Origin of the sequence: Brevibacillus sp. LEMMJ03 (assembly GCF_007197875.1) — a bacterium.
GTDB classification, from domain to species: Bacteria; Bacillota; Bacilli; order Brevibacillales; family Brevibacillaceae; genus Brevibacillus; species Brevibacillus thermoruber.
In genome coordinates, this window is record NZ_VKJN01000001.1 from 344,285 (window position 1) to 371,255 (window position 26,971).

The following is a 26,971-nucleotide window of genomic DNA, read 5'->3' on the forward strand; positions in this document are numbered from 1 at the left end:
TGGACGTGCAGCTCATCCAACTGAGTGATTGGCTACTGGATATCGCCTTTGTGCTGTACGTGCTCTCGTCGATTGTGTTCGTCGTCGCGATGACGGGGAAGAACTGGGCGGGACGCGATCCGAAACAGCACGAACTGAAGTATGGCCGGACCGCCTACTGGCTGGCGGTGATCGGCTTTCTCGCCCAAACCGGCTACGTGGTGACGCGATGGATTGCCGGCGGCCACAGCCCGACCAGCAACATGTTTGAGTTTATCGCGTTTCTGGACTACTGTATTATCCTGGCCTACCTGATCATCTACCGCATCTACAAGCTGACCGTGATCGGCATGTTCGTGCTGCCGCTGGGGGTCATCATGCTGGCGTACTCGTACGTCTTCCCCAAAGAGGTGACGCCGCTGATCCCGGCGCTGCAGAGCTACTGGCTGCACATTCACGTGACCACGGCAGCGCTGGGCGAGGGCATTTTGGCGGTCGGCTTTGCCGCCGGGCTGATGTACCTGGTGCGGACCGTTCCGCAGGACAGGGCGACGAAGAGCACCCGCTGGCTGGAATTTGTCCTGGCCGTGGTGCTGATGCTGGTCGGCTTCATCGGCATGGACTCCACGTTTGCCCGCCTGGATCACAAGACCGTCTTTGAGCTGAACCAGGAGCAGGAGAACAATCAGGGCCAGATGGAGAAAATGAAGGTAGAGTACACCCTGCCGGCCATCGTCGCGCCGAACGGCTCCACGGTTGTCAAAGCGGGACCGATGACGCCGCTGTTCGAGGCGCCCGCCTGGATGGAAGGCAAAGATGCGGCCCGGAAGCTGAATACGATGCTCTGGTCCGTCATCTCCGGTCTGGTCCTGTACGGTATCCTGCGGCTGGTTTTCCGCAAACGGCTGGGGGCGGTCATGCAGCCTTCGCTGAACGGCATCGATCCGGAACTGCTGGACGAAATCAGCTATCGCGCGATCAGCATCGGCTATCCCGTGTTTACGCTGGGAGCGCTGATTTTCGCCATGATCTGGGCGGAAGAGGCATGGGGCCGCTTCTGGGGCTGGGACCCCAAAGAAGTGTGGGCGCTGATCGTCTGGCTGTTTTACAGCGCGTACCTCCACCTGCGCCTGTCGCGCGGCTGGATCGGCGCCAAATCGGCCTGGATGTCCGTCATCGGGTTCGTCATCATCCTGATCACGCTGGTGGTGGTCAACCTGGTGATCGCCGGTCTGCATTCCTACGCAGGGGTGTAGCGCAGGCATACGTCGCAAAAAGCTGGTCTGTCCGCCAGCTTTTTGGACTATCTGATTCACATTCGATTGATAACATGGACCCAAGAGGTGTATGGTATGGAAAAAGCGGCACGCATTCTAGTGGTGGATGACGAGGAACGCATTCGCCGTCTGTTGAAAATGTACCTGGAACGAGAAGCTTTTGTCATTGACGAAGCGGACAACGGGGAACAGGCGTTGGAGATGGCGCTGGCGACCGACTACGACATCATTTTGCTCGACTTGATGCTGCCTGGCATGGACGGTATCGAGGTGTGCCAAAAAATCCGCGAGCACAAAGCGACGCCGATCGTCATGCTGACAGCCAAAGGGGAAGAGACCAACCGCGTTCACGGCTTCGAGGCCGGCGTGGACGATTACGTCGTCAAGCCGTTCAGCCCGCGTGAGGTCGTCTACCGCGTCAAGGCCATCCTGCGCCGTTCTTCGGCTACCGCGTACCTGAAGACGGATACGTTCAACAGCCATTCGGTCCTCGTTTTCCCCGATCTGACGATTGACCATGACGCCCACAAGGTGATCGCCAGCGGGCAGGAAGTGAGCCTGACGCCCAAAGAATACGAGCTGCTGCATTACCTGGCGCTGTCGCCGGACAAGGTCTTCACCCGCGAGGAGCTCCTGAAAGACGTATGGCATTACGAGTTTTTCGGCGATCTGCGCACCGTGGACACGCACATCAAGCGGCTTCGGGAAAAATTGAACCGCGTCTCGCCGGCCGCGGCGCAGATGATCGCCACGGTCTGGGGCGTAGGCTACAAGCTTGAGGTGCCGAAGTAACGTGGACGTCATTTTCAAGAGCGTAGTCGGCAAGCTGTGGATGACCATCATCGCGCTGTTTGCCCTGGTGCTGACGCTGTTCAGTCTGATGCTGGTCCAGTCGTTTGACTCCTTTTACTTTCACCGGCAGACGAAAAACCTGCAGGAATTGGCGGAAGGTCTGTCCGAGAGCCTGGCCGCCTACCCGGACAAGCGGGCGGCGCTCGACATCGCCTCCAGCTTCGGCGTCATTCACCGCACCGGCCTGGTGATGGTCGATCAAACGGGCAAGCTCGTGGGCAAAAGCGAAGGCAGAGGGGAGCCGATGGTCCCGGTGGAGCAGCTTCTCGCGGCTCCGGAGCTGAAGCTGGCCGAGGCCTTGGCCGGCAAACACCCCGCGCCGGGGCGCATCCTCTTCACCGACAATCCCAACGACCGGAACGCGCGGATGCAGATTTTGGCCGTGGCCGTTCCGATCGAGCTATCTCCAGGCATGCGGGGCTCGATCGTCATGTACCAGGCGATTGAAGATTTCGACGATACGGTGCGGGAAGTGCGCAAGCTGATTTTCGTCGTCGGCGTCATCGGGTTCATCTTGACGACGGTCTTCGCCTTTTTCCTGTCGTCGCGCATCACCTTTCCGCTGCGCCAGATGAAAGAGACAGCGCATCGGATCGCGGAAGGGGATTTTCACGCCGAGATCCCGATCCGGACGACGGACGAGATCGGCGAACTGGCCGCTTCGTTCAACACCATGGCCAGTCGGTTGAACCAACTGGTGGACGCCCTTTCCAAGGAAAAGGAGCAGTTGGCCAGCGTCCTGCGCAGCATGGTGGACGGCGTGGTGATGATCGACGAGCAGGGGAAAATCGTCGTCGCCAACCCGCCGGCCGAACACTTTCTGCGCGACTGGAAGTACGAGCACCCGGATGAACCGGTTCCGCTGTTTGCCTTCTATCAGCAGGTGGTGCAGACCGGCCAGGAGGTGACGGAGGATCTGCCCGTCCAGGGCCGAATCTGGTCGCTGGTGATGGTACCGCTGAACGACCGGGAGCAGATTCGCGGGGCCGTGGCCGTGCTGCGCGACATGACCCGGGAGCGAAAGCTGGACAAGATGCGCAACGACTTTGTCGCCAACGTGTCGCACGAACTGCGCACGCCGCTGTCCATGCTGCAGGGGTACAGCGAAGCGATCGTGGACGATATCGCCGCCTCCCCGGAGGAGCACAAGGAATTGGCCCGGATCATTTACGACGAGTCGGTCCGCATGACCAAGCTGGTCAACGAACTCCTGAGCCTGGCCCGGATGGAAGCCGGCCATGTCGAATTGAGTCTGGAGCCAATCGAGCTTCGCCCCTACCTGGAGCGCATTCAACGGAAATTTACCAACCTGGCGAGGGAACGCGAGATTCATCTGCTGCTCGAAATCGACACGGAGCAGACGACGGCGCTCGTCGATCCCGACCGGATGGAGCAGGTGCTGACCAACCTGATCGACAACGCGCTGCGCCACACCCCCAACAAGGGGACGGTGACCCTTCGCGCCCGGGGAGACAAGACGCTCCTGCTGGAGGTGAGCGACACGGGCAGCGGCATTCCGCAGGAAGACCTGCCGTTTGTGTTTGAGCGCTTTTACAAGGCGGACAAGGCGCGGACGCGGGGCAAAGCGGGCGGCACCGGACTGGGATTGGCCATCGCCAAAAACCTGGTGGAAGCCCACGGCGGAACGATCAGCGTGCAGAGCAAACTGGGGGAAGGCACGACCTTTACCATCGCCTTGCCTGACAAAACCAAGCACAAATAGGAGTGGAGAAAATGATCAAGACGATACTGTTTGACGTCGACGGCGTCATGCTGAGTGAAGAGCGCTATTTTGACGCTTCCGCCCTGACTGTCTGGGAAATGCTGCACAGCCCGCGCTATCTCGGCCTGGCGGGAGACACGTTTACGCCCTGTCCGGAAGAAGCGGAGATCCGGCGCGTCCGCCGGCTCGTCTTTGCCGACGACGACGTGCTCACCTTCATCAAGTCGCGCGGCATCAATTCCAACTGGGATATGGTGTACCTGACCTTCGCCTACCAGGTGATCCGGCTGTGCGAAGCCCTGAAACCGGCACTGGGGCAGCAGGCCACCGATTTGCTGGCCGGCCAGTTGAACCGCGCCCAGCTCGCCCGACTGTCGGAGTGGGTCAAGGCGTACGTCCCTGACTTTACCGTTGAATACGCCAAGTTTACCAAGGATTTTGCCCGAGGCTCCGCGCAGAAGGCGGAAATGCTGCTCTATCTGAACCAGATTGCGTTTGAGCGCTGCGGTGTCGTGACAAACGCCTTCTCGCGCAACAGCGACTTGTGGCGGCTGTGCCAGGAGACGTTCCAGGAATGGTACCTGGGTGATGAACGAGTGGCCGCGTCCATCGGTCGCGAAACGCACCAGCCGGGGAAAAAGGGGTTTTTGACCGACGAAATCCCGATCGTCAGCCCGGAGGAACTGCGCAGCCTGTTTCGCACGTTGAAGGAGAAGGGGTATACGCTCGGCATTGGCACGGGACGTCCCACGATCGAGACGCACGTTCCGCTCAGCGAACTGCAGGTGCTGGAATGGTTTGATCCGGAACGGGTGGTGACCGCCAGCCACGTGTTGGAAGCGGAAGAGGAGTTCCCGGCCAGTGCGCCGCTGTCCAAGCCGCATCCGTTTTCCTACCTGAAAGGGCTGCTGGGGCTGTCCACGCCCAATCGCGAGGTGCTTGGCCATCCGCTGCCGATTGCCAACGGCGACGAGGTGTTGATCGTCGGCGATTCGCTGGCGGATCTGCTGGCCGCCCGCGCCATCGGCTGTCGCTTTGCGGCAACGCTGACCGGCTTGTCCGGACAGGAGGCCCGCAGCAAGTTTGAAGAAGAACGGGCCGATTACATTCTCAACGACGTGCGCGAGATTCTCTCCATCCTCAAATAGTAAACCAAAAGGCTTCGCCGCCCCGGCAGGGGGACAGGTGAAGCCTGATCTCTCCAAACAAAAACGGCTCCCGCGGGAGCCGTTTTTGTTTCCTGCCCATGCAGCCTTTTTCCTACAAGACAAAATACCGCAGATAAACGTACACATGCGACAGGATGATGGACATGATCATCAGCGGAAACGCCACTTTCAAAAATCCCAGGAAGCTGATGTGATGCCCTTCTTTCTCGGCCAGTCCGGCGACGATCACGTTGGCGCTGGCGCCAATCAGCGTGCCGTTGCCGCCCAGGCATGCACCCAGCGCCAGGCTCCACCACAGCGGTTCCAGATTGGTGATGCCCAGTGCGCCCATTTCCTTTATCATCGGGATCATCGTGGCGACGAACGGAATGTTGTCTACAAACGCGGACGCGATCGCGCTCAGCCAGAGAATCAGCAGGGAGGTGTGCAGCGCATTGCCGCCGGTCAGGTGTATGGCCTCCTCCGCCAGTTTGGCGATCACGCCGGTGTGAACCAGACCGGAGACGAGGACGAACAGGCCGACAAAGAAAAAGATGGTGGTCCACTCCACCTGGCTGATCGCGTCTTCCAGGTAGTGCTCACCGGTGAGCAGAAGCAGCAGGAACGCCCCGCTCAGGGCGATCGTTGCCGTTTCCAGATGAAGCACGCTGTGCAGCATGAAGCCGATAATCGTCAGCGCCAGCACGGCCAGTGACTTTTTCAGCAGCGTGACATCGGTGATTTCGTCGCGTTCGTTCAGGTTCATGATCTGGGCCTGCAGTTCCGGCGACGCGACGAGCTGCTTGCGGTACAGCAGCACAAAACAGCCAATCGTGGCGACCATGATGATCACGACAATGGGCGCCAGATTGACCAGGAAGGCCATGAAGTCCAGTTCCGGGACAGCGCTTCCAATCATGATGTTGGGAGGATCCCCGATCAGCGTGGCCGTGCCGCCCGCGTTGGACGAGATAATCTCGCTGATCAAATAGGGCATCGGGTTCACCTGGAGCTGCCGGGCGATGCTGAAGGTCACCGGCACGATCAGCAGCACGGTGGTGACGTTGTCCAGGAATGCGGAGGTCACGGCCGTGATGACACTCAGATAGACGAGGATGCGCACGGGGTTGCCCTTGGCCGCCTTGGCGGCGCGGATGGCCATGTACTTGAAGACGCCCGTCTTCGCCGTGACGGCGACGAGAATCATCATCCCGATCAGGAGGCCGAGCGTGTTGAAGTCGATGTGCTCGATCGCCTGCTCCTGGTTGACAATGCCAAACAGGACCATGAGGATTCCACCGGCCATGGCGACAATGGTGCGGTGGAGCTTTTCGCTGATGATAAATGCGTATGTAACCAAAAAAATGCCAATGGCGAGCAGTGCCTGGTTTGCCATAACGATCTCCTCTCATGTTTTGGCTGGTCTTGGTCTTGTACTATTATACCTGTACCCGTTTGATCAGGTAAAGAAACGGCCTGGTGCAAGAGACCAGGCCGTGCAAAGGAGATCCGGCGGCGAGCGGTCGCGCCTACAGTTCGATCTGCGTCACGCTTTTCACTTCCGGCAGTTCGCCCATGGTGTCCAGCAGTTCGGCGGAGACCGGCTTGTCGACGGTGAGCATCATGATCGCGTCGCCGCCCATGTCGCGCCGCCCCACCTGCATGGTGGCGATGTTGACGTCGTTGCTGCCGAGAATCGATCCGACGCGGCCGATGACGCCGGGACGGTCGTTGTGGTGGATGTACAGCAGATACCCTTCCGGCGCCACGTCGATGGCAAAGTCGTCGATCTTGACAATCCGCGCCCCGTAGCCGTTGAGGCGGGTACCGGCGACCGTACGCGTCTGCTGCGTGGTCTTCAGCGTGACCGTCAGCAGGTTGGTAAATCCGCGATTGTGCGCCGATTTTTTCTCCGTGACGGTAATGTCGCGCACTTTGGCCAGGAGCGGAGCGTTGACGTAGTTCACCTCTTCGCCCAGGCGGAAGGAGAGCACGCCTTTCAGCACGGTCCGGGTCAGCGGTGCCGTGTCCACATCGGTCAGTTCGCCGCTGTAGGCGATGGCGATTTCCTGAATCGAGCCGACCGTCACCTGTGCCAGGAAGTGCCCCAGTTTTTCGCCAAGCGTAAAGTACGGCTGCAGGCGTTCCATGACATGAGCCGGGATGGACGGGAGGTTGACCGCGTTTTTGAACGGTTCGCCGCGCAGCACCTTGAGAATTTCGCCCGATACGTCGACCGCCACGTTCTCCTGCGCTTCCACGGTGGAGGCGCCCAGGTGGGGAGTGACGACGACCTGCGGCAGGCCGATCAGCGGGTTGTCCACCGGCGGTTCCACTTCAAACACGTCCAGGGCCGCTCCCGCCACCTTGCCGGTCAGGATGGCTTCGTACAAAGCCTTTTCGTCAATAATGCCGCCGCGGGCGCAGTTGATGATGCGAACGCCGTCCTTCATTTTGGCAAACTCGCGGGAGCTGATGATATGGCGCGTTTCCTTCGTCAGCGGGGTATGGACGGTGATGAAATCGGCCTGCCGGCAGATGTCGTCCACGGTGGCGTGGGTGACGCCCAGTTTTTGCGCGCGTTCTTCCGTCAGGAACGGGTCGTAGGCCAGCACGGTCATGCCGAACGCCTTGGCCCGCTTGGCCACCTCCGTTCCGATCCGGCCCAGGCCGATGATGCCCAGCACCTTGTTGTTCAGCTCAACACCCTGAAAGCTTTTTCGGTCCCAGGTTCCCTCCGTCAGTTTTTTGTGCGCCTGCGGGATGTTTCGGGCGACGGCCATCAGCATGGCGAAGGAGTGCTCCGCCGTGGAGACCGTGTTGCCGTCGGGAGCGTTGATGACGACCACCCCGGCTTCGGTGGCGGCGTTGATGTCGATGTTGTCCACGCCCACGCCGGCGCGTCCCACCACTTTCAGTTTCTTGCCGGCGGCCAGCACCTCGGCGGTCACCTGCGTCTGGCTGCGGACGAGCAGGGCGTCGTAGTCCCCGATCACGGAAAGCAGATCAGTGGGAGAGAGGTTGGGTTGCCGCACCACTTCCACGTCGGGGGCGTCGAGCAGTTGTTGAATGCCGTGTTCGCTCAGCGGGTCGGTAATCAGGATTTTATACATGAGCAAGAAGCACCTCCTGTGCAGCTTTGACACCTGCCCCCAGTTCCACGGGAGCACCAATTTGACGAAGCGACAGTTCGATGGCGGCGATCACCTGCAGCACGTCGAGCGGTTCGCAGTAGCCCATGTGGCCGATGCGGAAAATCTTGCCCTTGAGGTGCTGCTGGCCGCCGGCGATCACGATGTTGTGGCGGGTGCGGAGCACTTTTCTCAGCTCCTCCGCGTCGAACGCCCCTTGGGGATCGCACGAGGTGACGGTCGGAGAAGCGTACGCGTCCTCGGCCATCAGCGGCACGTTCAGCGCCCGCATCGCGGCGCGGGTCATGTCGCGCATCACTTCATGCCGCTTGATGATGGCGGGCAGTCCCTCTTCTTCCAGCATGGAGCAGACTTCGTCCAGGCCGAACACCAGCGAGACGGCCGGCGTGTACGGCGTCGTGTTCTCGGCCAGGCTTTTGCGGTAGGCCTTCAAGTCGAGGTAAAAGGCCAGCGGCTTTTTCTGGTCAATCACCTGCCAGGCCCGCTCGCTCGCGGCCAGGAACGCCAATCCGGTCGGCAGCATGAACGCCTTTTGCGAACCGGTCACGACGATGTCCACGCCCCAGGCGTCCATTTCGCAGGTGACCGCGCCCAGGCAGCTTACCGCATCCACGATGAACAGCGCGTCCGAATGCTGGCGCACCACCTGTGCCAGTTCGCGGATCGGGTTGAGCACGCCGGTGGACGTTTCGCAGTAGGTGGCGAAGACGGCTTTTACATGCGGCTTGTCAGCCAGAAACGCCTGCAGCAGATCCGGAGTGACCGCCTTCCCCCAGGGAACTTCCAGGCGGTGGGCAACCACGCCGAACCGCTCGCAGATTTTGGCGAACCGTTCGCCAAACGCGCCGCTCACCAGAATCGCCGCTTCTTCGCCCGGCTGCAGCGTGTTGACCACGCTCATCTCCAATGCGCTGGTACCGCTGCCGGCCAGGATGAACACGTCCTGGCTCGTGCCGAAGTACGGCTTCAGCCGCTCGGCGGTGCGGGCGAACAGCGCGGAAAACTGTCCGCTGCGATGGCCGATCATCGGCTGGTTCATCGCCTGCTGGACGCGAGGGGGGATGGGGGTAGGGCCGGGTATGCGCAGGATCATTTTGTCGGCAAACATGTGTTTCTCTCCTCCTTGACAAGTACATATGCAAAAAACCTCCCGTTCCCACACTGCTCCTGTTCGCGGAACAGTGAGGGACGAGAGGCTTGCTTCGCGGTGCCACCCTCATTCGTTCTTCTTTTCGCAAAGAAGAACCTTGCCAGGTACGGGACCTGAGAGATAACGGATCAACCGTTCGCGCCTACTGGATGCCCGGGACATCGGTTCAGCGCAACAACTCGGAAGTGCTCATCCTTGGAGGGAACCACCGATTCGCAGCGACCATCGGCTCTCTGAGGGTTTCCCGTCCAAGGCATCTCTTCGTCATCGTTGTTGAAGTATTCAAGCAGTTTCAGATTTGTTATTTACAATATCACGAGGGCATGCGGCCGTCAAGTACAAAGAACACAAAAAAGGAACATTACTGGTAAAAACGAATTTATCGTTCGTGAAATAATAGCGTTTTCACTGGGGGAAAGCTTACTTCTAGAGTAAAAACCGAACGTTCTTATATTGGTTTCATAAAAAATGGGAATTTGGGAGCTGGATCGTTCGGATTTTTCCGCATGTTCCTGGTGGAACCGAACGTATGCAAAAGCCCTGCGTCTCCGCAAGAGACACAGGGCTCATCGTGGATCGGCCCAACGCGATCAGTTGTTGGCGGCGTAGCGGGCCAGGCACTCGTCGATCAGGGCTGCCGCCTTTTCGGGACCTTCCCAGCCCTCGATCTTGGTGGTTTTGTTCTCCAGGTCTTTGTAGCGCTCGAAGAAATGGGAGATTTCCTTCAGCACATGGGGCGGCACGTCGTCCAGGGATTTCACGTGGTCGAAGCGCGGATCGTCCACCGGAACGGCCAGCAGTTTTTCGTCCTGCCCCTTGTCGTCGGACATGATCAGCACGCCGATCACGCGGGACTTGATCACGCAGCCCGGGAAGGTCGGGAACGTGGTGAGCACGAGGATATCCAGCGGATCGCCGTCCAGCGCCAGCGTTTTGTCCAGGTACCCGTATTCGGTCGGATAGTGCATCGGAGAGTAGAGGACGCGGTCCAGGCGGAAGACGCCGGCTTCCTTGTCATACTCGTATTTGTTTTGGCTGCCCGCGGGAATTTCGATAAACGCGTCAACGACTTTGTTTTCGAAAGACATCAATGCTCCTCCTCATAAAAAGATAAATATGTACGGACTGCCCACATTATAGCAGGAACCGGCAGCAAAAGAAAGAAATGAAAAAACCCCCCATGTCTCGAGAGGCATGAGCGGTTTTTTTGTTTGTGGGAAATTACTCTTCCACTTTAATGGAATCGGTCGGGCATCCTTCTGCGGCGTCGCGTACGTCGTCCTGCAGGATGTCCGGGATTTCGGCGGTGTTTGTGTTGTCATCCAGCTTGTTGAAAGCCAGGCCCTCGTCGTCGTAATCGAAGACGTCCGGAGCAGTTGCGCCACAAGCACCGCAAGCAATACAGGTTTCTTTGTCTACCCATGTGGTCATCGTGGTTTCACCTCCCATACCAGATGGTACGTCCACTGTCATAACTCATTTTATTCGTTGTATGAAAAGATTTCAAGAATGAATCGCATCTAAAAATAGACGCCTATCGAAATATGGGAAGTTCCGGCGTCTTCACAGCCGGGTACAGTTTGATCTGAAGCTGCTTGAAATCGCCGTCGTGCACCGCGCCGGTGGCGGTCAACAGCCGGATGGCCGCATCCACGTCACGAATTCCGAGGCTCTGCCACTCATTCGACGACACCAGCATGTCCAGCCGGGCCGTCAGATCTTCCGGGTTGTACGCCGTCCATTTTTGATGATGGGTCAGCGCGGCTGCGGCCAGGTACGTACGGTAGTGGAACGGGTACTGCTTCCACTGGGCGATGCTGACCGTCATCGGCGGCGCTTTCGGCATCGGCTGTTTGGTGACATACGACGACTCCCACGCGGCCAGCGCCTGGTAGACCAGCTCCTGTCCCTTCAGCCAACTGTTTTGGGACAAGGTGAGGCGGGAAGCGATCTCGTCGGGCCCGAGGGCATTACTATTCTGATCGGAAAGCAACTGCTCCATACTATCCAAATAAGCCCGGACGCCGTCCCGGAAGATGCTCTGGGACTGGATCAACAGGGGGGCGGTAGCGAGCGGCACCGGTTTCTCCAACTGCTTGATCGTCTCTTTGGCCGTCTCCGCCAACTGGTTCAGCGAATCGGTCCGCTGCTGTTTGTCCATGCGGCTCCAGTCCGCCATCTTGTCAAAGTGGGCCTGCTTCAGTTCCAGCAGCGGCGCGTATACGGCGTAATGAAAACGGATAAAGTCCTGCTCGCTGTACAGCTTTTGTTCCCGCAGCATCTTCTCCTGCTCCTGCGCCTGTTTCTGCGCCTCCGCAGCCGCGGCCTGCTGTTCCTCAATCGCTGCTTTCATGTACCGGGCGCCGAAAAAAAATCCGCCAACAAAGCAGGCAAGTGTTATGATGATCATGTACGCAACCAGAAATTCAGACTTGGTCAATCGCTTGTTCATACAATCCTCCAGTATCCTTTGTACGATAGTAAGTGTGTGTTTGGGGAGTGAAAAAACGAGTACCCATGAGCAGTCCAACCATAACCGAACTGGAGCATGATTTCATGCAGTCTGTCACGCTCAACGGATTGCGTCCGCTGGCGGGAGAACGGACCATCCAAGCGCTGTACTACATCCTGCGCGGCCGCAAGACCAACCAGACGCTGCAGGATGTGCATTTGTTCGCCCTTTATCCGTATTATCGGATGATTCCCCGCCTTTTGAAAGAGGATTGGGATAAAATTGTTGCAGCTCTGCTTCAGCAGGGCTTGATCCGCCTGCTGCCCGCTCCGGGGGAAGGACGCAAGCCGTCCTTTGGCATGACGGAAGCGGGGGAGACGTACGCCGCAGCCGGACGGGAGAAGTACCGGTTGGGATTCTGGTTCCAGCCGTTTGCCGGGACCGAGGCGGCTGAACCGCTGGACCTGTTTTGGCGCCGTCTGCACCTGCTCGTCCAGACCGTCTCCCACCTGCTGGCAAACGACCTGTCCTTTCAGCCCGTCGTACAGGACAAGCAGGTGCAGCAGTGGGTGAAGCAGCGTCTGGCAAGACCGGAGCAGCGGGAACGCTGGCAGGAACATCTGGCCGACGAGCTGTACCGCCTGCTGGAGCCGCTTCCCGCCTCTGTCCAGGAAGTGGTCATCGCCCGCTTTTCCGGTGCAGCCCAGTCCGGGCAAACCTTGACCCAACTGGCGCTGCACAGGCGGGAAGCCCCTTCGTACATACAGCTTCAGTTTCGTTACGGGCTGGCGCGGGCCATGGAAGCGCTGCGAAGTGATAGCGGACGGTTTCCGCTGCTGGCCGAGCTTGCCGGTCCGTCCGGCGGAAGGGAACGGCGGCTGAGCGAAAGCGCCGAGCAGACGTACGCGCTCCTGAGACAAGGATTCTCGGTCGAGGAGATTGCCCGCAGGCGAAGGATCAAACCCAGTACGGTGGAGGATCACCTGGCGGAAATCGCCCTGCGCTGCCCCGAGTGGGACTGCTCGCGTTTTCTGCCGCCCGCGTTGGCAGAGAGGATCGTCCAGGCCTGTGAACAGTTGGGCACGAGCCGGCTGCGCGTCGTGAAGGACCATCTGGGGCCCGACGTCTCCTATCTGCAAATCCGCCTGGCGCTGGCGCGGCGGAAAGGAGGGAAAACGACGTGGCAAACGGGGATCTGCTGACCGAAGCGCTGCGCCGCCACTTTGGCTACGACGCGTTTCGGCCTGGCCAGCGGGAGATTATTTCCCGCCTGCTGCAGGGAAAAAACGTCCTCGGCCTCTTGGCGACGGGCGGTGGAAAGTCGCTGACCTACCAACTGCCCGCGCTCCTCTTGCCGGGAGTGGTCGTCGTGGTCTCTCCGCTGATTTCCTTGATGGTGGACCAGGTTCAGCAGCTTCGCGCCAGCCGGAAAATTCCCGCCGCCTACCTGAACAGCACCCTGGATCCGGCAGATGCCCGGCAAATCATGCGGGACATCGGCAGCGGCGCCTGCAAACTGCTCTACGTGTCTCCGGAAAAGCTGCAGCAGTCGGCCGTGCAGGAGACGCTGCGCCGCGTAGGTGTCTCGCTGGTCGCCATCGACGAAGCCCACTGCATCTCCCAGTGGGGGCATGATTTCCGCACCGACTATCTGCGACTGCCTGACGTGATTGAGAAGCTCGGCCGTCCGCCGGTACTGGCCGTAACCGCCACCGCCACAACAGCGGTGCGGGAGGAGATATGCCGCCTCCTGAAGATTGAACCGGAGGACGTCGTGGCGCTTCCGCTCAACCGGGCCAATATTGCGATCGACGTGATCGCCGCCGACAGCGAAGCCGAGCGCCGGGCGAAGGTGATGGCCGCGATGGACAGCCTGCGCGGGCCGGGCATCGTCTACTGCAGCACGCGGCAGGCTGTGGAGGCGCTCGCCGCCGCTTACCAGTTGGACGGAAAAAAACGGGTGCACGCGTATCACGGCGGCATGAACAGCATGGAACGGATGCTGGTTCAGACGCAGTTTTTGCGCGGCGAACTGGATGTGATCGTGGCGACCAACGCGTTTGGCATGGGAATCGACAAGGCCGATATCCGCTACGTGATCCACTACCACTTTCCCGCCAGCCTGGAAGCCTACGCCCAGGAAATCGGACGGGTCGGCAGGGACGGGGCCCCCGGTTATGCTGCGCTGTATTATGTGGCGGAGGATCTGCACATCCACGCGCACATGCTGGAAAACGAGTACCCGACCGAAGAAGAGGTGGCCCGCTTTCTTCGCCTGCTGAACGGGGACGGTTCGCTGCCTGTAGAGATGCTCGCCGCAGCGGAGATCGGCGAGGACATGGCCCGCCTGCTGTTCTTTTACGCGGAACAGAGCGGCCTCTTGAAGGAAGTGGCCGTCACGCGCGAACAGTACCGCTACGTCCTGGCCGATGCGCCGCCGGACGGCGAAGCGCTCCAGGTGCAGCGGATTTGGCAGGCCACGGAACGGACCAGGCGGCAAAAGCGGCAGAAGCTGTCGGACATGCTGCGCTGGCTGGAGGGAAGCGGCTGTTTGCGCCGCGAGCTGAACCGGTACTTTGGCGAGGAGGATCAATCCTATTCCCTGGCATGCTGCTCCCGCTGCGGCCTGGAACGGTCCCCCTATCTGGAGGATACACCCGCGGCTCCTCCGTCCCAGAGGGACACGATCTGGAATTTGCGGGAGGCGTTGGCACGGCTGCTGCCGAATCGTAAGGGAGGGAAGGGGCCGTGAAGCGTCGATGGGAAGAACTCGATCCGGCCGCTCTGAGGCTCAACCTGTGGCTGACCCAGTTCATCGTGCTGGCGGTGGCCGCAATCGGCAGCGGATTGGTGCACGGATGGGAAGGGACCCTGTCGCTGTTTGCGCTGCCGTCCCTGCCGGATCTGACGCGTGCAGGAGCCGTCGCGCTCGCCGTCGTCCTGGCCAGCATCCTGATGGACCGTTATCTGCCGCGCCGCTGGCAGGATGACGGCGACATCAACGAGCGGATTTTCCTCGGCCTTCCCTTTGGGACCACCGCCTTGCTGTGCGCGGCGATCGGGATCGGGGAAGAATGGCTGTTTCGCGGCGTGCTGCTTCCGCTCATCGGCAATGGATGGACAAGTCTGGTGTTTACCCTGGTCCACGTCCGGTACCTGCAGAAGCCGCTGCTTGCCGTCAGCGTCTTTTGCACAAGCTGGCTCCTGGGCTGGCTGTTTGAAACCGGCGGGCAGCTCGTCACGCCGATGCTGGCCCACATGGTGATTGATTTGCTGCTGGCTCTCTACATTCAATACGGATTCGCAAGCGAGAGGAGGAATCAGGAGTGACAAAGGGGAGAAGCAAACGGAAGCCGGAGACGGTCCGGGTGCGGGCGGAAGTGTCAGTGCACGAACTGCCGCCGCGGCGGTTGCGCCACAAACGGGCGCGGCTGTCGTACAAAACCGTTCTTGGCTCCGGCCTGGCCGTTTTCGGCACGCTGTTTCTCACGCTGGTCGTCGTGGAACTGTACCAGGCCCACCAAACACAGTCGGTGACGGCCCACCTCGGCAAGAACGAGACAGCGCAGGAAGAGCGAGCCGCAGACGGGCATGCGTCTGATTTCGCCCATGCGGACGGTTCGGCGGCTCCGCCTACTCTACCAGCCGGCTCCACCACTGTCGGCGGCGGCGAGGGACAACGGGCAGCGGCCACCACGAAAATCGCGAGCAGCGGTTCGCTGCCTGATGGATCGTCGAGCACGGGAGCGAAGGCAGTCGCGGGCGCGGCGGCAGAGAAGCCGACCGCAGGGGCAGCGCCGCGTCCGAACGTGCCGGCGGAGAAGCCGACCGCAGGGGCAGCACCGCGTCCGAACGTGCCGGCGGAGAAGCTGGCCGCAGGGGCAGCGCCGCGTCCGAACGTGCCGGCGGAGAAACCGAGCGCAGGGGCTGCGCCGCGTCCGAACGTGCCGGCGGAGAAGCCGGCCGCAGGAAACACAAACGGCGCCACCACCCCCGCCTCCTCTCAGCCGGTGTCGTCTTCCGGCGCGGTCCCAGCCGCCAAGCCGGTGCCCAAGGTAAAGCGCCACGTCGTGCAAAAGGGGGACACGCTGTACAAGCTGTCCCGCCTCTACTACGGAAACAACGGAGGGGTCACCCGGATCGCGGGGTACAACGGGCTCAGCCCGGAGGCCCAGTTGAAAGCGGGAGACGTATTGACCATTCCCCTGTCGCCGTGATGAGCCGGCAGTCAAACGGACATCCTAAAGGAAAACCGACAGGCGGCAGGGGGCGATGGCATGGTCTTTGACTCGATTATCATTGGCGGAGGAATTGCCGGCTTGCAGACGGCGATTCAGCTTTCCCGATGCCTGCGAAAAGTCGCCGTGGTGGACGCCAACGGAGGCAGGTCAACTGCGGCCAAGGCGTACCGAAACATCCTCGGGTTTCCCGACGGCGTCAGCGGAAAAGCGCTGCGCGATGCCGGACGAACACATGCTGTCCGTCTGGGTGTTCAACTGTTTTCCGACGAAGTGTCGGAGCTCTCCGAACGCGACGGACTCTTTTCCGCCCGGCTCCGTGTTGCCGGTTCCCATCTCCAGGGGCGTACGGTGGCGCTGGCAGCCGGGATCAGCGACCCGTTCCCGGACATTCCGGGAATCGGCGCGTGCCTCGGAAAATCGGTCTTCATCTGCCCTGACTGCGACGGGTACGAGACGGTCGGCCAGGCGACGGCGGTCATCGGAGCCGCTCCTCAAGCGGCGGACATGGCCGTCCAGCTCCGTTACTACACCGACCGCCTGACGGTGATAAACCACGCCGGATCGCCGATCGGGCCGCGGGAGGGCGAGACATTCCAATCGCTGTCGCTCGACGTGCTCAACGAACGGGTGGAGCGGTTTGAACACCAAAACGGAATGCTTACCGGCCTGGTCTTGTCCGGCGGCGACACGATGTCCGTCTGCCGGGCCTTTCTCGCTTTTCCCGGCGCGCGCGTCAATACCGACCTGCTGCGTCCGTTTTCGGTCCGCTTCAACGAAAAGGGGCACGTCCTGGTCGATCCCCGAACCAAGGAAACCGACCACCGGAACATCTGGGCCGTGGGCGACGTTATTCCCCATTCCCAGCAGGTGGCGATCGCGATGGGAGATGGGGCGCAGGCCGCGATCTGGATCCACAAGCGCCTGCAGGAAACCGGCGAATAGCTGCTCACGGGACGGATCGCCTTTTTTCTTTTGTGATCAGGCACAAGCGAACGCGGTCGTCCGTATGCTTTGATAGAATCAGGGCAGTGCGGAGGGACAAAAGCGAGATGACCGCCTACATAAGAGATTTGCTGCTGGGCCTGCTGGCATGGTGGTGCGGAAACGGCGCGTTCAGGCTGTTTCCCTCCACGCCGCTCCACCTCGATCGGCAGGGGGACTGGATTGCCTTCTTGCTGTTCAAACCGGTCGAATGGGTATTGGCGGCGATGTTGTTTGTGCTGGGGTCGATCGTGTTGGGCGGACTGATCCGCACCCATGCGGCCGAAGCCATCCGGCGAGGGTTTTCCGGCGGGGGCTGCTTGAACGCCGTGTTGTGCGTTTACGCTGGTTTCCTCGCGTACATTCAGTACGTCAAAATGCCGATGCCGACGGCCGTTTTCGGCGGAGCCGCGCTCTTGTGCCTGCTGGTTCGCATGCTGCGCAGGCGGGCGCTGCAGACGGAAATCATCGAGTTGACGAAAAGCACGCAGCAGCCCTCCCTGCCGGAGGCTTTCCCGGGAAAGCGCAGAATCTGACAGACCTTTACACAATCGGCTGTTCCGGCGCGTCCGGTCGACAGGATTTCCAAGCGCTCCTCCTTCAGCACACGCGGATGGACCCGAGCGCTATATTCTTGCTCGCAAATATGTTATGATAGAGCCAGTCCCGCTTTTTCGCGACGATGTGAAAAATGGTGGATGGCCGTGGGGTATTCGTCGGAAAATGCGGAGAACTCTTACAGGCTCTGGTTCATACTTTGTAGTACGACTGGATGGCGAGGAGGGACAGTCATGCGTGTTGAACGCCTTGGTCAAGACAAGATACGGATCTTCCTAACGTTTGACGATCTGTCGGAGCGAGGAATTGAAAAAGAAGACATGTGGCGTGACATTCCGAAGGTACATGAACTGTTCAACGACATGATGGAACAGGCCTACCACGAGCTGGGCTTTGAAGTGTCCGGGCCTGTCGCCGTTGAAGTGTTTGCCTTGCCAGCACAGGGAATGGTCGTAATCGTAACGCGCGGCAAAACAGGCTCAAAGGTGGAAAAGGAAGAGGAAGAGTACGAGGATGATGACGTATATGAACTGGAGGTCACTCTGGAAGAGAGTGAACTCGTGATCTATTCCTTCCGCGACTTTGAGCATCTGGTTGAAGCAGCTCATCGCATAAACGCGATGCTGACCAACGGAGGAGCCGCTTATTTTTACCAGGGCAAATACTACCTTGTTCTGGAGGAGCTCGATTTGGATCAGGAGCGGTACCAGAAGCTGATTGCGATCCTCTCTGAATACGGAGAAGCGACGCCGACTACCGTTTACGTCCTGGAGGAATACGGCAAGGTTGTCGTTGCTGACGACGCTGTCAAGGAGATTTGCAGACATTTTCGGTAACATGTCTTGCAGACAATTCCTGTACAATAAAACAGCACCTAGCTGCTGCTAGGTGCTTTTGCTGTGTTTACAGCCCGGCGAACAGGTCGCTCTCCTTACCCGCGCTGTCGGGCGCGTACCCCTTGAGGTTGTGCCAGACGAGAATGAAGTGATTCACGGTGCGGACGTTCTCGAGGCGGCCGGCCAGCACGCCCGGGAAGACACGCTCCACGGACATGTGCTGGGTCCGGTGAGCCGCAAGCGCCCGGGCCACCTGCGGGGCGTACTCCGGCGCGCTGATTTCCGTCGTGATCGCTTCGTACGGATCCATGTAGGGAGGCGCGAACATACCGACGTGTTCGCCCGACGCGTGCGTCACATGGTACAGCTTGCGCACCGAAGAGCCGGGGGGAAGCTGCTTGACGGCCCGCGTCGTCGCTTCGGAAATGGCCTGGTGGTCCGGATGGCCGGAGATGCCGTGCGGCGCGAACGTCACCACGACCTGCGGCTGATAGGTGGCGATGGCGGCCTGGATGCGGCCGATCAGTTCGTCTGTCGGCACGGAGGAAAGCCGCTTGTCGGCGTAGTCCAGGAAAAGCAGGTTGTCGATGCCCAGGATCGCCGACGCCTCACGCAGTTCCCGCTCCCGGTAGAGCGGCAGTTCGGCAGGTGTGCACAGCGGCGGATCTCCCGCCTTGCCTGCCTCTCCGCGGGTGGCGCACACCAGGGAAATGGTTGTGTCCGGCTGCTGCGCGTACCTGCAAATCGTCACTCCGGACGTGAACGTCTCATCATCCGGATGGGCAAACACAAACAGGACATGTTTTTGTTCCATAACAACCCCTCCGTCTGTCAGCGTGCTGCTCTGCAGTCTATTATCGCACACCCCCGACGATTTGACATGCGCGCGGGTGTACGGCAGGGTAATATCCTTTCGTTTCGGGCACGCTAACCGTACTGCTCCGCATATGATGCGCCTCTTGGCGGGGAACGATGCGGGCCTCGCCGCGACAGGAGAAACGCCTGTAACGCCTTTTCGGAGACAAATGGGAATTTTCATCTTCTCATCCCTGATACAAGCGTGTATACTAAACGATGGGTTTACCGACAACTATTTTGAGGTGAATATGTAATGGGTAATCAAGAAATGGTAACCGAAAACACCCAAGGGAAAGAACAAAAGCAGGAGAGCATGAACTTGCTGCAATCTACCCAGACGGTGATCAAGGAAGCACTGGAGAAACTAGGTTACCAGGAATCGATGTATGAACTCCTGAAGGAGCCGCTGCGCGTCCTGACCGTACGCATCCCGGTCCGCATGGATAACGGGGAGGTAAAGGTGTTCACAGGCTATCGTGCCCAGCACAACGACGCAGTTGGACCGACCAAGGGGGGCATCCGTTTCCACCCGGACGTTACAGAGGATGAAGTTAAAGCGCTTTCTATTTGGATGAGTTTGAAAGCCGGCATCGTCGACCTGCCGTACGGCGGCGGGAAAGGCGGAATCATCTGCGATCCTCGTGAAATGTCTTTCCGCGAGCTGGAGCGCCTCAGCCGCGGTTACGTTCGTGCGGTCAGCCAAATCGTGGGACCGACGAAAGATATTCCGGCACCAGACGTCTTCACCAACTCTCAAATCATGGCCTGGATGATGGACGAGTACAGCCGCATCCGCGAGTTCGACTCGCCTGGGTTCATCACGGGCAAGCCGATCGCGCTGGGCGGTTCGCACGGACGCGAAACGGCGACGGCCAAAGGTGTAACCATCTGCATCCGCGAAGCGGCCAAACGCCGCGGCATCGACTTGAAAGGGGCGCGCGTGGTCGTGCAGGGCTTCGGCAACGCCGGCAGCTACCTGTCCAAGTTCATGCATGATGCGGGTGCGAAAGTAGTCGGCATCTCCGACGCGTACGGTGCCCTGTACGATCCGAACGGATTGGACATCGATTACCTGCTGGACCGCCGCGATTCGTTCGGTACGGTTACCAAGTTGTTTACCAATACGATTACCAATAAAGAACTGCTTGAGCTGGATTGCGACATTCTCGTTCCGGCTGCGATCGAAAACCAGATCACTGCCGCCAACGCTCACAACATCAAAGCGAAAATCGTGGTGGAGGCAGCCAACGGCCCGACCACGCTTGAAGCGACCAAAATCCTCACCGAACGCGGCATCCTGCTGGTACCCGACGTACTGGCAAGCGCCGGCGGTGTAACCGTCTCCTACTTCGAGTGGGTACAAAACAACCAGGGCTACTACTGGTCCGAAGAAGAAGTGCAGGAGAAACTGGAAAAAGTGATGGTAAAAGCGTTCGAGAACGTGTACTCGCTGGCCCAAACGCGCCGCGTCGACATGCGTCTGGCCGCCTACATGGTGGGCGTGCGCAAGATGGCCGAAGCGTCCCGCTTCCGCGGCTGGGTGTAAGGCAATCCGTTCAAACGCATTCGACATGAACAAAACCTCCTTGGTCAGACCAAGGAGGTTTTTTCTTGCAGTGCCGTTCCGAACGGTGACCGCCTTCGGAAGTTGCTGTTTACTGCTCGAACAAGCGCTGCAGTTCGCCGAAATCGCGCGTCTGCTGCAGCACCACCATCAGCTTGATGCGGGCTTTCTGGCCGTTCAGGCCGTTGGAAAAGACGATGCCCAGCTCTTTCAGTTGGCGGCCGCCTCCCGCGTAGTCGTACACGTCCTGCACCTGGCCGTTGTAACAGCGGGACACCAGGACGATCGGCACGCCTTTGTCCAGGAGTTGGCGCAGCACCGGCACGACGGCCGGGGGCAGGTTGCCCAGGCCGAACGCCTCCACCACCAGGCCGTCCACCGGCTGCTCCAAGAGGAAGCCCAGCCAGTTCGGGTCCATCCCTGCGACCGCTTTGATCAGCGGCACGTTGGCATCGGCATGCTCGATCGCATAGTGCTCGCGAACCAGGGGAGCATGGTGGTAGTTGACGCTTTTTTTGGAGATGGTGCCGATCGGGCCGTACGCCGGCGACTGGAACGTAGCCACGTTGCTGGTATGCGTTTTGGTCACGTGGCGGGCGGCGTGGATTTCGTCGTTAAACACGACCAGAACCCCCTTGTCGCGGCTTTGCGGATCGGCCGCCACGCGCACGGAGGAAATCAGGTTGACCGGGCCGTCTGCGCCCAGCTCGTTGCTGCTTCGCATGGCGCCGGTCACCACGACGGGTACCGTCACCGGCAGGGTGATGTCGAGGAAGTAGGCCGTTTCTTCCAAGGTGTCGGTCCCGTGCGTCACGACCACGCCGTCGTAGCCGTGTTGGTTCAGTTCCTGTTCGATAAAGAGACGCAGTTGGTTCATCACGGCGGGCGTGATGTGGGGACTTGGCAAATTCAAAAAGTTGACCATCGTCACGTCCGCATACCGCTGCAAAAAGGGCAGAATTCTCTCCACGGCCTGATCGTCCAGCGGCTTGACGCGCTCGGACGCGTCGACGGACATGGCGATGGTGCCGCCTGTATTGATCACAAGAATCTTTTTCATGTGCCGTCTCTCCTGTAGCGGGTTTTCAATCAAGCAGTATTCATGGTACGATGAGTGTTAGTATTGTGTAAAGGAGCAATACGCAGATGATTGCTGTCATCGGAGCGGCCATTGCCCCCGGTATTGCCATTTTAAGCTATTTTTACCTGCGCGACAATCTTCAGCCGGAGCCCGTTTCGATGGTCATCCGGACATTTATTTTTGGCGTTCTGCTCGTGTTCCCGGTGATGGTGCTGCAGTACATCATGCAGACGGAGTGGAACTGGCGGAGCGAATTCGTCGCCGGCGTGGTGCAGTCCGCGGTGGTGGAAGAGTTTTTCAAATGGATGGTCGTCTATTTTACCGCATACAAGCATGTGGAGTTTGACGAGCCGTACGACGGCATCGTGTACGCGGTGGCGGTCTCGCTGGGCTTCGCCACGCTGGAAAACCTGTTCTACCTCGTCATCAACGGGGTGGACATCGCGCTGTGGCGCGCGCTTTTGCCCGTGTCGAGCCATGCGCTCTTTGCCGTCTGGATGGGGTACTATCTCGGCCGGGCGAAATTTTCCGGCCAGGCGCGAAAAGAGGTCAGGTACCTGTGGATCTCGGTGGGGCTGCCGATCGGGCTTCACGCGGTCTACAACGCCATTTTTCTCGCCACCCAGCACTGGCTGTTGCTCATCGTTCCGTTCATGGGGGTCCTGTGGTGGCAGGGCCTGAAAAAAGTGCAGCGCGCCCACGATTTCGGTTCTAAAACGCTCACCTCCCGTCCACACTAGGACGTGAGGAGGAGAGTCATCGTGCCAAAAAGCCAACGAGCAAAAGTGACGATACGCTGCAACGTATGCGGAGAAACCTTCACCCTTCGCGGCCGCAGAGACCCCAGCGGCGGAGTGGACACCGGCTTCAAGCAGTGCCTGTGCGACAACGACAAGCATTTCAGCATTCAGGAAGAACCCTGAACCCGGCGCCCCTTTGCCTCGGCGCCGGGCGGGGGCGAACATATGGAACGGCGGCGGGGTGAAGCCCTGCCGCAAGCAACGGGGACCGGCAAACGCCGGTTCTTTTTTACTGTCTCTACACGCTTCAACTTTCCGCATGGAAATGCATAATCCACCCTCGCTCCACTAACACTATGCAAAGATTTCATTACGTGCCAAGGGGGATGCAAACCGTGCGAACGAAGCTGATTGCGACAGGGCCTGCGCTGGCGGCAGGGGCCGGTTTTCTCCGAAAGGCCGGCGGGACTGAAGCGGAAAGCGCCCCGTTAGCGAAGGGGGAAGCGGGCCGCAGGTCAAACGGATTGACAGGCACAGCTTTTGCCGCCAGCAGAGCGGCTGGAATTGGTGAAGGGAGGATTGGATGAAAAATGGTATACGGAACAGTGGCGCGCGTCCTCTTTCCCGTCGCCCTGGTTGCGCTCGTCGGCGCCGGGGTGTGGGGCTATCAGGAGCACAACGAGAAGAACTCGATTTTGATCAAGGCGGAAAACCAGTATCAGCGTGCCTTTCACGAGCTGAACTACCACATCGACAACCTGCATGACGAACTGGGCAAATCGCTGGTGATCAACACCCGCAGGCAGATGACCCCCTGCCTCACCAACGTCTGGCGGCTGGCCAACGCCGCCCAGTCCGACGTCGGCCAACTGCCGCTGACCTTGATGCCGTTCAACAACACGGAAGCGTTTTTGTCCCGCGTCGCCGACTTTTCGTACAGGGTGGCGGTGCGAGATCTGGAAAAGGAGCCGCTGACAAAGAAGGAGTACCAGACGCTGAAAGACCTGCACAAACACTCCAAAAACATCCAAAACCAGCTTCGCCACGTGCAGGCCAATGTGTTTACCAAACAGCTGCGGTGGATGGACGTGGAGACGGCGCTGGCTTCGGACGACAAAAAGTCGGACAATACGATTATCGACGGGTTCCGCACGATTGAAAAAAACATGTCAGAGAACCCCGAGATCGACTGGGGCGTCGGTATTCGAAGCCTGGAAACAAAAAAGCAGCAGCGGATCAAAGGGATCGACGGCAAGCCGATTGACAAGGAAGAGGCGAAGCGGATCGCGCTGGCGTTTACGGGACTGAATCCCGCGGAAGCGAAGGTCGAGGTGGACGAAAACGGCAAGGCCGAAGGGTACTCCGCCTACAGTGTCCGGATTACCTCCAAGAAAGCGGGCGCCCCGATCAACATGGATGTGACGAAGCGGGGCGGAAAGGTCGCCTGGCTGATGAACGAACGGGAAGTCGGCGAAGAACGCATCGGCCTGGACGAAGCGGAGGCAAGCGCGCGCAAGTTTTTGCGTGCCCACGGCTTCGGCGACATGGTGGTGGCGGAGAGCGACAGCTATGACAGGCTCGGCATCTTTACCTTCGTGCCGGAGCAAAACGGGGTGCGCCTCAACCCCGATGCGGTCACGGTCAAAACGGCGCTGGACAACGGCACCGTGATCGCGTTCAATGCGACCGAATACCTGTTCAATCACAAGCCACGCAAGCTGCCTGAGCCGCGCGTGACCAAGGAGCAGGCGAGGGCCAAGGTGAATCCCGGCGTCAAGGTGACGAGACAGCGCCTGGCCTTGATCGAGAGCAAAAACGACGGCAAGGACGTGCTGTGCTGGGAACTCACCGGGACGTATGACAACAGCACCTACACGGTTTACATCAACGCGTTGACCGGAGATGAGGAAGAGGTCGTAAAAATGGACACCGGTGCGGAAGGAGAAGCGGGGTAATCCCCCATCGGCGCCGAATAGGGAAAGACGGGGACGTCCGGCTTTCCCTATTTGCCGTTTCCAAAGAAAACAGGTTATAATAAAAAGGAGAGGAGAAAAGGGGGAACGTTCCGTACATGATGCTGCCACGAATTGGACAAACACTCCGCCTGAGCCTCGTCCACGCTTCCGAAGAGCGAAAGGGCCAGACGTTCAAGACCCGGGTCGCCGATCTGAAGGAGCAAATCGTCGTCATCGAGCTTCCAACCAGTGAAAAGACGGGCAGAACCGGCCCCTTTCCTGCAGGGACCGAATGCGACGTGTGGTACATAGGGGACGACGGCACCCGTTATGAGTTCCGCACTGTCATAATCGGCAGGCAAAACGAAAACATTCCCGTCCTGCTGATAAGGCTGCCGGAAAAAAACGCGGTCAAACGAACGCAGCGGCGCCATTACCTGCGCATCAACACGGCGGTGGAAATTGCCGTCAAAACGACGGACCCCATCCGGCGCTACCATTTTCTCGCGCGGACCATCGATCTGAGCGGGGGCGGCATCTCGTTTACGTGCGCAGCATCCTACCGGCTGCAGGAAAAAGACCGGCTGCAGGTGTGGATGTCACTGCCCGGCAAAACCGGACAGGTGCAGCACGCCTTTGCCGAAGTGGAAATCGTCCGCTGCCATCCCGCGGAGGAAAAGGGGCTGCATCAGTGGATCTCCGGGAAGTTCGTGCAGATCAGCGAAGCGGACCGGGCCAAAATCGTCCGCGCCTGTTACGAACGGCAGCTTGATTTGCGGAAAAAGGGTGTACTCGATTGACGGTAACGAGGGAAGGATGACCCCCGATGGCCAACGACTTCAACGAGCGCTATCGCCGATTCTCCCGGCGGGTGGAAAAGGGAATCATCGCGCTGATCGCCATCAGCTTCATCATGCTGACGTTCGGGGAGCTGCTGATCGAGCTTGAACCGGTTCGCGCCTTTTTCGTGGAGACCCACCGGCTGGAAGGTGTGCCGGGACAGCCCTAAAGGTTTGCGCATGCTTCCATACTATGGTACTATTAAAGATAACATAGAGAGTGGCGACGACGCGAAAGGGGCTTCGACAGAAGCTTTTCTTGTTTCTATTTTTCTTCTTTTCTTCCAGGACTTTCATACATAGCAGGTGAGAACAGAATGAACATTGCAATCGACGGTCCGGCCGGGGCGGGCAAAAGCACCGTTGCCCAGCAGGTGGCGAAACGGCTGGCATACCTGTATATCGACACGGGCTCGATGTACAGGGCGCTGGCGTGGGCGGTGCTGAACAACCGCGTCCCGATCGACGACGAAGCGGCGGTGTCCGGACTGCTGCGGGAAAGCGAAATCCGGCTCGAACGGGAACGCGACAGCCAGCGCGTGTTCTGGAACGGTCAGGACATCACCGATCAGATCCGCACGCCCGAAGTGAGCCAGTACGCGTCCATCGTCGCCAGCTACCCGTCCGTGCGGGAGCAGATGCTGGTGCTGCAGCGTCATATGGCAGCAGGCGGCAACGTCGTCATGGACGGCAGGGACATCGGTACCCACGTGCTGCCGGATGCCGATGTAAAAATCTTCTTGACGGCTTCCACCCGGGAGCGTGCCGAGCGGCGGTTGAAAGAACTGCTGGCGAAGGGGCACCAAACCGATCTGGCCACGCTGGAAGCGGAAATCGCCGAGCGGGACAAACGGGACATGGAGCGGGAAGCGGCTCCCCTGCGCCAGGCGGACGACGCCGTGCTGGTGGACACGACAGGGATGACGATCGATCAGGTCGTGGAGCGAATCTTGAAAATTTGCGAACGGTCGGGTGAGTCGATACAGTGAGCACTTATCGTTTTTTCCGCGGCCTGTTCCGCGCCATATTTTCCATCGTCTTTCGTTGGCAAGTAATCGGTGCGGAACATATACCTAAGGAAGGCCCTGTTATTCTCTGCGCCAATCACATCTCGCTGTGGGACCCGCCCCTTTTGGGTGCGGGAATCGACCGGCCGGTGCACTTCATGGCGAAAGAGGAGCTGTTCCGCATCCCGGTCCTCTCCTACTTCATCACCAAGTTCGGCGCTTTTCCCGTCAAGCGGGGGGCTGGCGACCGGGCCGCCATCCGCACGGCCCTCAAGTTGCTGGAAGATGGAAAAATCTTCGGAATTTTTCCGGAGGGGACCCGCAGCAAAACGGGGAAACTGGGGCCAGGCATGCCCGGAGCGGCCATGTTTGCCCTGAAATCGGAGGCCGTGGTGATACCGGTGGCGATTGTCGGCCCGTACAGGTGGTTCCGCCCGGTCAAGATCGTGTACGGCGCGCCCATCGACTTATCCGCCCAGCGTGCAGCCAAACCGGGGTCCGACACCCTCAAGGAGACGACCGACCTGATCATGTCGCACATTCAGTCGCTGCTTGATCAGCACCGTTCATCGTGAGGC

27 protein-coding genes and 1 other annotated feature are annotated in these 26,971 nt (G+C 59.6%); of the genes, 19 read left to right on the forward strand and 8 right to left on the reverse strand.

Annotated features, from left to right (window positions below; all coding sequences use genetic code 11):
• Positions 1-5: 5 nt before the first annotated feature.
• The 4 genes from ccsA to FOI68_RS01690 all read left to right on the forward strand — a co-directional run bounded on the left by ccsA (position 6) and on the right by FOI68_RS01690 (position 4,979).
• On the forward strand, positions 6-1,235 hold the full coding sequence (ccsA, locus tag FOI68_RS01675) for a cytochrome c biogenesis protein CcsA (RefSeq protein WP_029099553.1): 1,230 nt from the start codon (positions 6-8) through the stop codon (positions 1,233-1,235).
• Between the two features lie 96 nt (positions 1,236-1,331).
• Positions 1,332-2,048 carry a response regulator transcription factor gene (locus tag FOI68_RS01680; protein ID WP_029099554.1) on the forward strand — a complete coding sequence of 239 codons (717 nt, stop codon included), beginning with the start codon at positions 1,332-1,334 and terminating at the stop codon, positions 2,046-2,048.
• 1 nt (position 2,049) lies between these two features.
• Positions 2,050-3,831 (forward strand): ATP-binding protein, encoded by a 1,782-nt coding sequence (locus tag FOI68_RS01685; protein WP_143862141.1) that lies wholly within the window; start codon positions 2,050-2,052, stop codon positions 3,829-3,831.
• Positions 3,832-3,842: 11 nt separating this feature from the next.
• Positions 3,843-4,979, forward strand: a complete 1,137-nt coding sequence (locus FOI68_RS01690) for an HAD family hydrolase (protein ID WP_143862142.1) — start codon at positions 3,843-3,845, stop codon at positions 4,977-4,979.
• Positions 4,980-5,091: 112 nt separating this feature from the next.
• On the opposite strand, the gene FOI68_RS01695 is transcribed toward FOI68_RS01690, so the two are convergent.
• From FOI68_RS01695 to FOI68_RS01720, 6 genes are all read right to left on the reverse strand, one after another.
• Positions 5,092-6,375 (reverse strand): ArsB/NhaD family transporter, encoded by a 1,284-nt coding sequence (locus FOI68_RS01695; RefSeq protein WP_143862143.1) that lies wholly within the window; start codon positions 6,373-6,375, stop codon positions 5,092-5,094.
• 133 nt (positions 6,376-6,508) lie between these two features.
• Positions 6,509-8,092, reverse strand: coding sequence for a phosphoglycerate dehydrogenase (serA, locus tag FOI68_RS01700; protein WP_044898924.1), 1,584 nt, complete (start codon positions 8,090-8,092; stop codon positions 6,509-6,511).
• A complete protein-coding gene (locus tag FOI68_RS01705; RefSeq protein WP_143862144.1) occupies positions 8,085-9,239 on the reverse strand; it encodes a pyridoxal-phosphate-dependent aminotransferase family protein in 1,155 nt (384 codons plus the stop codon). Before FOI68_RS01705 ends, serA begins: the two co-directional genes overlap by 8 nt.
• Positions 9,240-9,312: 73 nt before the next feature.
• Positions 9,313-9,558: a binding site (T-box leader), on the reverse strand.
• Positions 9,559-9,871: 313 nt separating this feature from the next.
• Positions 9,872-10,369 carry an inorganic diphosphatase gene (locus FOI68_RS01710; protein ID WP_029099560.1) on the reverse strand — a complete coding sequence of 166 codons (498 nt, stop codon included), beginning with the start codon at positions 10,367-10,369 and terminating at the stop codon, positions 9,872-9,874.
• A 133-nt stretch (positions 10,370-10,502) separates the two neighbouring features.
• Entirely contained in the window at positions 10,503-10,712 is a 210-nt protein-coding gene (locus FOI68_RS01715) for a ferredoxin (RefSeq protein WP_029099561.1), read from the reverse strand.
• A gap of 103 nt (positions 10,713-10,815) precedes the next feature.
• Positions 10,816-11,733: a hypothetical protein gene (locus FOI68_RS01720; RefSeq protein WP_143862145.1), complete on the reverse strand. Its 918-nt coding sequence runs from the start codon at positions 11,731-11,733 to the stop codon at positions 10,816-10,818.
• Positions 11,734-11,837: 104 nt separating this feature from the next.
• On the opposite strand from FOI68_RS01720, the gene FOI68_RS01725 reads away from it, so the two are divergent.
• From FOI68_RS01725 to FOI68_RS01755, 7 genes are all read left to right on the forward strand, one after another.
• Positions 11,838-12,935: a YpbB family protein gene (locus FOI68_RS01725; protein WP_255433309.1), complete on the forward strand. Its 1,098-nt coding sequence runs from the start codon at positions 11,838-11,840 to the stop codon at positions 12,933-12,935.
• On the forward strand, positions 12,914-14,485 hold the full coding sequence (locus FOI68_RS01730) for a RecQ family ATP-dependent DNA helicase (protein ID WP_255433310.1): 1,572 nt from the start codon (positions 12,914-12,916) through the stop codon (positions 14,483-14,485). The genes FOI68_RS01725 and FOI68_RS01730 overlap by 22 nt, the downstream gene beginning before the upstream one ends.
• Positions 14,482-15,063 carry a CPBP family intramembrane glutamic endopeptidase gene (locus tag FOI68_RS01735; RefSeq protein WP_029099565.1) on the forward strand — a complete coding sequence of 194 codons (582 nt, stop codon included), beginning with the start codon at positions 14,482-14,484 and terminating at the stop codon, positions 15,061-15,063. Before FOI68_RS01730 ends, FOI68_RS01735 begins: the two co-directional genes overlap by 4 nt.
• The gene (locus tag FOI68_RS01740) at positions 15,060-15,950 is read left to right on the forward strand and encodes a LysM peptidoglycan-binding domain-containing protein (RefSeq protein ID WP_143862147.1); all 891 of its coding nucleotides are present in this window, start codon (positions 15,060-15,062) and stop codon (positions 15,948-15,950) included. Before FOI68_RS01735 ends, FOI68_RS01740 begins: the two co-directional genes overlap by 4 nt.
• Before the next feature lie 60 nt (positions 15,951-16,010).
• Positions 16,011-16,916 (forward strand): NAD(P)/FAD-dependent oxidoreductase, encoded by a 906-nt coding sequence (locus FOI68_RS01745; RefSeq protein WP_143862148.1) that lies wholly within the window; start codon positions 16,011-16,013, stop codon positions 16,914-16,916.
• Positions 16,917-17,023: 107 nt separating this feature from the next.
• On the forward strand, positions 17,024-17,491 hold the full coding sequence (locus FOI68_RS01750) for a hypothetical protein (protein ID WP_143862149.1): 468 nt from the start codon (positions 17,024-17,026) through the stop codon (positions 17,489-17,491).
• Positions 17,492-17,746: 255 nt separating this feature from the next.
• Complete coding sequence (locus FOI68_RS01755) at positions 17,747-18,349, forward strand: genetic competence negative regulator (RefSeq protein WP_035297844.1); 603 nt, start codon at positions 17,747-17,749, stop codon at positions 18,347-18,349.
• Between the two features lie 67 nt (positions 18,350-18,416).
• On the opposite strand, the gene FOI68_RS01760 is transcribed toward FOI68_RS01755, so the two are convergent.
• Positions 18,417-19,163, reverse strand: a complete 747-nt coding sequence (locus FOI68_RS01760) for a PIG-L deacetylase family protein (RefSeq protein ID WP_044898441.1) — start codon at positions 19,161-19,163, stop codon at positions 18,417-18,419.
• Between the two features lie 312 nt (positions 19,164-19,475).
• On the opposite strand from FOI68_RS01760, the gene FOI68_RS01765 reads away from it, so the two are divergent.
• Positions 19,476-20,753 (forward strand): Glu/Leu/Phe/Val family dehydrogenase, encoded by a 1,278-nt coding sequence (locus FOI68_RS01765; RefSeq protein WP_029099571.1) that lies wholly within the window; start codon positions 19,476-19,478, stop codon positions 20,751-20,753.
• Between the two features lie 109 nt (positions 20,754-20,862).
• On the opposite strand, the gene FOI68_RS01770 is transcribed toward FOI68_RS01765, so the two are convergent.
• A complete protein-coding gene (locus FOI68_RS01770; protein WP_143862150.1) occupies positions 20,863-21,831 on the reverse strand; it encodes an asparaginase in 969 nt (322 codons plus the stop codon).
• A gap of 86 nt (positions 21,832-21,917) precedes the next feature.
• Between FOI68_RS01770 and prsW the strand changes: the two genes are divergently transcribed.
• From prsW to FOI68_RS01800, 7 genes are all read left to right on the forward strand, one after another.
• Entirely contained in the window at positions 21,918-22,592 is a 675-nt protein-coding gene (prsW, locus tag FOI68_RS01775) for a glutamic-type intramembrane protease PrsW (protein WP_143862151.1), read from the forward strand.
• Between the two features lie 21 nt (positions 22,593-22,613).
• Positions 22,614-22,775 (forward strand): hypothetical protein, encoded by a 162-nt coding sequence (locus FOI68_RS23225; RefSeq protein WP_185973847.1) that lies wholly within the window; start codon positions 22,614-22,616, stop codon positions 22,773-22,775.
• 407 nt (positions 22,776-23,182) lie between these two features.
• The gene (gene ypeB / locus FOI68_RS01780; RefSeq protein ID WP_029099575.1) at positions 23,183-24,547 is read left to right on the forward strand and encodes a germination protein YpeB; all 1,365 of its coding nucleotides are present in this window, start codon (positions 23,183-23,185) and stop codon (positions 24,545-24,547) included.
• Between the two features lie 116 nt (positions 24,548-24,663).
• The gene (locus tag FOI68_RS01785) at positions 24,664-25,347 is read left to right on the forward strand and encodes a flagellar brake protein (protein WP_143862152.1); all 684 of its coding nucleotides are present in this window, start codon (positions 24,664-24,666) and stop codon (positions 25,345-25,347) included.
• A gap of 26 nt (positions 25,348-25,373) precedes the next feature.
• Entirely contained in the window at positions 25,374-25,556 is a 183-nt protein-coding gene (locus FOI68_RS01790; protein ID WP_029099577.1) for a hypothetical protein, read from the forward strand.
• A gap of 147 nt (positions 25,557-25,703) precedes the next feature.
• Positions 25,704-26,375, forward strand: a complete 672-nt coding sequence (cmk, locus tag FOI68_RS01795) for a (d)CMP kinase (protein WP_035297839.1) — start codon at positions 25,704-25,706, stop codon at positions 26,373-26,375.
• A complete protein-coding gene (locus FOI68_RS01800; protein WP_044898445.1) occupies positions 26,372-26,968 on the forward strand; it encodes a lysophospholipid acyltransferase family protein in 597 nt (198 codons plus the stop codon). Before cmk ends, FOI68_RS01800 begins: the two co-directional genes overlap by 4 nt.
• Positions 26,969-26,971: the final 3 nt, after the last annotated feature.